The organism is Flavobacterium sp., from assembly GCF_049240005.1.
Lineage (GTDB): Bacteria > Bacteroidota > Bacteroidia > Flavobacteriales > Flavobacteriaceae > Flavobacterium.
In genome coordinates this window covers 1-5,989 of the sequence record NZ_JBMLTK010000109.1, presented here as the reverse complement: position 1 = coordinate 5,989, position 5,989 = coordinate 1, and the positions used below count along the sequence as shown (strand labels likewise).

Genomic DNA, 5,989 nt, shown 5'->3' with positions numbered 1-5,989 from the left:
GTGTTCTTCATCAGCCAAACATTCCACAAAATTCTGTGAGCTTCGGCGTTTTCTGTGCGCTTAAAACTATTGCCTGAGTTCGGCTATTGCGACGTTGTGCCCATTGTGGAATACTTCGTGAAAGATTGTGCTCCAAAGGTGCCTGAGCTTGTCGAAGGTTGGTGCCTGAGCCTGTCGAAAACAGTGCGTCGAAGGCTGGTACAATTTTTCAAACGGTTTGATACGTTCTGTGTTTTCTTCACCAGCCAAACATTCCACAAAATTCTGTGAGCTTCGGCGTTTTCTGTGCGCTTAAAACTATTGCCTGAGTTCGGCTATTGCGGCGTTCTACCCATTGTGGAATACTTAGTGAAACATTGTGCTCCAAAGGTGCCTGAGCCTGTCGAAGGTTGGTGCCTGAGCCTGTCGAAGGCCAATCTCCCAATCTCCCAATCTCCCAATCTTTCAATCTTTCAATCTTTCAATCTCAAAATCTCCAACAATAATCAAAACAAATCGCAGTTTTAAATACACATCATTTGTAGCACCAAACACCAAATCATTCATCCGCAACCTCCTCATTCCTTAACATCACTCAAATACCAAATTAGCTATCTTTGGCGCCCGTTAGTTGTTATCTCTCTACCATGAACAAAGTTCTCCTTGCCCTCTTTACACTCCTTTCCCTAAATACACTACTCGCGCAAACTAAAGTTAGCGGGATCGTTGTCGATCAAAAAAATAAACCCGTTGCCTACGCTACCGTCGGATTTCCAGGAACCTCCGAAGGTGTGATCACCAACGACGATGGTCGGTTCTACCTCGAATCGAACGAAAGCCGAAAAGTCCTTCAAATCTCGTTCTACGGCTACGAAACCGTCGAAATTCAACTCGATAAAGCCGTAAATTACGACATGAACATCGTGCTCAAATCCGTCGAAGAACTTCAAGAAGTAAAACTCTATGCCGGAAAAACGTCCAAGAAAAACAACCCGGCAATCGATATCCTCCGTAAAATCTGGGCACGAAAACGCAAAAACGGGCTGCGTATGTTCAAACAATACCAGATGGATAAGTACGAAAAAGTCGAATTCGACATGAATACCATCGACAGTTCATTCATGAAAAGCCGAATTTTTAAAGGGATGGAGTTCATTTTCAACTCCGTCGATACGTCAAAAATCACCGGAAAAACCTACCTGCCCATCTTTATCAACGAAGCCATTTCAAAAGTGTATGGCGACAATACCAAATCAAAAGTAAAAGACGAACTCATCGCCAATAAAAATTCCGGCTTCTCCACCAATCAGCAAATTATTGCGTTCATCAAAGACCTATATAACGAATACGACATCTACGAAAATTACCTGAAATTCTACGATAAAGCATTTACATCGCCCTTGTCGCGAACAGGTATCGATGTTTACAATTACGTACTGGCCGACAGTGCTTTTATCGATAAAAAATGGTGCTACAACATTGTTTATTACCCACGCCGAAAAAACGAACTCACCTTTAAAGGCGATTTCTGGGTGAACGACACCACCTGGGCCATCAAAGACATTAACATGCAGGTGGTTAAAAGTGCCAACATAAACTGGGTGAAGGAAATTTACATCGAGCAACAGTTCGATGTGCTAAACGATTCGGTATTCCTACTCACCCGCGATTACATGCTCACCGATTTCGCACTCAACAAAAAGGAAAAATCGAAAGGTGTTTATGGCAAGCGAACAACCATGTACCAAAATCACGTTTTCGATAAAGAATTGCCCGACGAATTCTACAAAGAAAAAGTGAACTACTACAACGAAGAAGCCTATAATCGTTCCGACGAGTTTTGGGAAGAAAACCGATTCGAAGAACTCAATAAAGACGAAAAGGGCATTTACAAAATGCTCGACACACTTAAAACCAACAAAAAGTTTAAACAGCTGTACGATTTGGTGGCCATTCTCGGAAGTGGTTATATTCAGAAAGGCAACATCGATTTCGGACCTATTTTCTCAACCTTGGGTTACAACGAGGTCGAAGGAATTCGCCTCCGTTTTGGCGGTCGAACCTACTTCGGACCAAACGATCGCTGGCGCATACAAGCCTACGGTGCCTACGGTTTCAGCGATAATAAATTCAAATACGGCGTGTCGGGTAAATACCTGATCGATCCGAAAAGCCGACTCATCATTCAAGGCGGAAACCGACGCGATATAGAGCAAATCGGTGCCAGTTTAACAACCACGAACGACATACTCGGCCGCAGTTTTGCCAGCTCTGCACTGTTCGTCAGCGGAAACAACGGCAACCTAACCAACATTAACCTAACCAACCTGTCGTTCGAAATCGAACCAATCAAAAACCTGACGTTTTCTGCCGGTTACAGTTTCCGAACGCTGGTTTCTGCAAACGAAACGTTCAGTTTAGCGTATTACACCGATCTCAATCGCACACAAATTAAAGAGCGTACCACGCAGTCGGAAGCCAACGTTTTAGTGGATTATACCCCGCGACGCAAAACCGTGGGTTATGGCGTCGAACGCAGCATTGTCGATAGTCCGTTTACCCGCGTTTTTGTTAACTACACGCAGGGTTTGAAAGGGGTAATGAATTCCGATTTCGAGTATCAAAGAATTCAATTATACGCGAAACAACCTATGAATATTGGCGGTATTGGTCGCCTCGACGTAATCACCGAACTCGGAAAAACCTACGGCTACGTTCCGCTCGGATTAATGAGCATCGTTCCCGGTAACCAAACGTATTTTACCATCGAAAATACCTTCAACTGCTTGGATTTCTACGAATTTCAGGCCGATACCTACGCAACATTTCAGTTGCAACACAATTTCGGTGGACGAATTTTCTCGAGAATTCCGTTCATGCGTAAACTCAATTGGCGCGAAACCGTTGGTATTAAAGGCGTTTACGGAACTATTTCGCAAGAAAATCGCATCATCAACGAGCCAAGCGGACTCATTTACCAAGCGCCCGAAGACCTTTATTGGGAGTACAACGCCGGTATTGGAAACATTTTCAAGGTGTTCCGCATCGAGTTTGCGTGGCGCGGCAGCTATATTGCGCCCGGTTCCACGAATTTCGCGATAAAAGGCGCCTTCGGATTCTATTTTTAAGAGTTTTTTCGACAGCTTTGGCGGCTATTCCGGCTATACGCTGCAAGCTGCCTCGCGTCCGGTTGGCAAAAAGTGCGCAAAGATTTTGTGCTTCCGCTGGTCGCAAAAACTTTTCGCTTTTTGCAGCAACCGTACTTAGGCAGGCTTTTCGCTGCTATCCGGGCCGTAAAAATCGTGCGCGAAAAAATCGTGTAAAACTCTAATAAGCAATCGATTAGTTTCGAGCAAGGCGTATAATGCAAATAACATGCCTTACTTTAACATCGATTTATTACTTTTGCGCGTTTTAAAATGTTAAAAATGGACAAACTAATGATTTACTTGCCGCTTGTAATGGCAATTTTAGGTCTCGTATTTATGGGAGTTAAAGCGTTATGGGTAAACAAACAAAACGCTGGCGACGCCAAAATGCAAGAAATTTCTAAAAGTATTCAAGAAGGTGCAATGGCTTTCCTCAAAGCCGAGTACAGAATATTGGCAGTATTTGTAGTTATTGCCTCTGTAGCACTTTTTGTAGTGTCGCAATTGGTAGAAACTTCACACTGGATGATTGTTGTTGCTTTCGTTTTCGGTGCAATTTTCTCTGCTTTAGCCGGTAATATCGGTATGCGTATCGCTACTAACTCAAACGTAAGAACTACACAAGCTGCTAAAACAAGCTTGCCACAAGCCTTACAAGTTTCCTTCGGTGGAGGTACGGTAATGGGTCTTGGCGTTGCTGGTTTGGCTGTTCTTGGTTTGAGCATCTTCTTCTTGATATTCCTAAACCAATTCATGGGCGTTGAAGGAAAATCATTTTACGATAACATGACATTAGTACTCGAAACGCTTGCAGGTTTTTCACTTGGAGCGGAATCGATTGCACTTTTTGCACGTGTGGGTGGAGGTATTTATACTAAAGCTGCCGACGTTGGTGCCGACCTAGTAGGTAAAGTTGAAGCAGGAATTCCGGAAGACGATCCGAGAAACCCAGCAACAATTGCCGATAACGTAGGTGATAACGTAGGCGACGTAGCCGGTATGGGTGCCGATTTATTCGGTTCGTATGTTGCTACAGTTTTAGCTTCTATGGTATTGGGTAACTACATCATTAAAGATATGACCGACGCATCGGGTACGCCATTTACCGATAATTTCGAAGGTCTCGGACCAATTATCTTGCCTCTAGTAATTGCGGGTGTTGGTATCTTGGCTTCGATCATCGGAACGTTCTTTGTTCGTATTAAGAGCAACGACGCTAAAGAAGCACAAGTGCAAGCGGCTTTAAACTTAGGAAACTACGTTTCGTTAGGTTTAACGGTTGTTGCTTGTTGGTTCCTTATCGATATGATGTTGCCAGAAACTATTTCAATGAACTTCTTCGGAGAAGGTATTAAAGAAATTCCATCACGACACGTATTCTATGCTACTTTAGTTGGTTTAGGTGTAGGTCTTTTCATTTCTGCCATCACCGAGTACTATACTGCTTTAGGTAAAAAACCGGTACTTAGTATCGTACAAAATTCATCAACAGGAGCTGCAACCAACATTATTGCTGGTTTAGCGATTGGTATGAAATCAACTTTTGGTTCTGTAATCTTATTTGCGGCTGCAATCTGGGGTGCGTACGCGTTAGCAGGTTTCTACGGTGTGGCTATTGCTGCATCGGCTATGATGGCTACTACAGCGATGCAATTAGCAATCGATGCTTTCGGTCCGATTGCCGACAACGCAGGTGGTATCGCTGAAATGAGCGAATTGCCAAAAGAGGTTCGTCAGCGTACCGACGTATTAGACTCAGTAGGTAATACAACAGCTGCTGTGGGTAAAGGTTTCGCAATCGCATCTGCAGCACTTACTGCATTAGCACTTTTCGCGGCTTACGTAACGTTTACAGGCATCGATGGTATCAATATCTTCAAAGCCGACGTACTAGCTGCGCTTTTCGTAGGTGGTATGATTCCGGTGGTGTTCTCTGCTTTGGCAATGCAATCGGTTGGTAAAGCGGCAATGGACATGGTTAACGAAGTACGTCGTCAGTTCCGTGAAATTCCGGGCATTATGGACGGTACTGGGAAACCAGAATACGGAAAATGTGTAGATATCTCTACAAAAGCAGCACTTCGCGAAATGATGTTGCCAGGAGCTATTACAATTATTACGCCAATTATCCTTGGTTTTGCCATGGGTCCAGAAGCTTTAGGTGGTTATATGGCTGGTGTTTGCGTTTCGGGCGTACTTTGGGCTATTTTCCAAAACAACGCCGGTGGTGCTTGGGACAACGCTAAAAAATCGTTTGAAGCAGGTGTATTAATTAATGGTGAAATGACGTACAAAGGTTCTGATGCTCACAAAGCAGCAGTAACGGGCGATACCGTTGGTGATCCATTTAAAGATACTTCGGGTCCGTCGATGAACATCTTAATTAAATTAACGTGTTTGGTTGGTTTGGTTATTGCACCACTTTTGGGTCAAGGTCATGCAACAACAAAAGAAATTGCCGCGTCTTGCTGTAAAGAAATGTCGGCACAATGTGCGTCGATGAGCATCGAAGAGTGTAAAGCTAAAGGTTGTAAAAACAGCAACTGTAAAATCATTTCTGCTACCGAACAAACGGTAATTTCAGAAACTGCTGGCGACGCAACAACAACTACAACAACCGAAGTAACTAAACAAGACGGCGCAAACGTTGCTGTTGAAAAAACGGTAACGGTTGAGAAAAACGAAGCGAAGAAGTAATTTCGCTTTCAGAATATTTTAAAAAAAGCTGCCTCACCAAAAGGCAGCTTTTTTTGTTTCGGATGTTGCAGCCCGGGTTGCAGCGAAAAGCCTGCCAAAACAAAAAGCCAAATAAAAACCAAACCCGCACAGCGACCAACGGAAGCTCGTGCGGGTTTGTGTTT

Annotated in this window: 2 protein-coding genes; both read left to right on the top strand. The window is 43.7% G+C overall.

All coding sequences use genetic code 11. The features are described from left to right. Positions 1–626 precede the first annotated feature (626 nt). Positions 627–3,107 (top strand): DUF5686 family protein, encoded by a 2,481-nt coding sequence (locus ACOVQQ_RS11140; RefSeq protein ID WP_421818266.1) that lies wholly within the window; start codon positions 627–629, stop codon positions 3,105–3,107. Positions 3,108–3,407: 300 nt separating this feature from the next. After that, positions 3,408–5,825, top strand: coding sequence for a sodium-translocating pyrophosphatase (locus ACOVQQ_RS11135; protein WP_421818265.1), 2,418 nt, complete (start codon positions 3,408–3,410; stop codon positions 5,823–5,825). Positions 5,826–5,989: the final 164 nt, after the last annotated feature.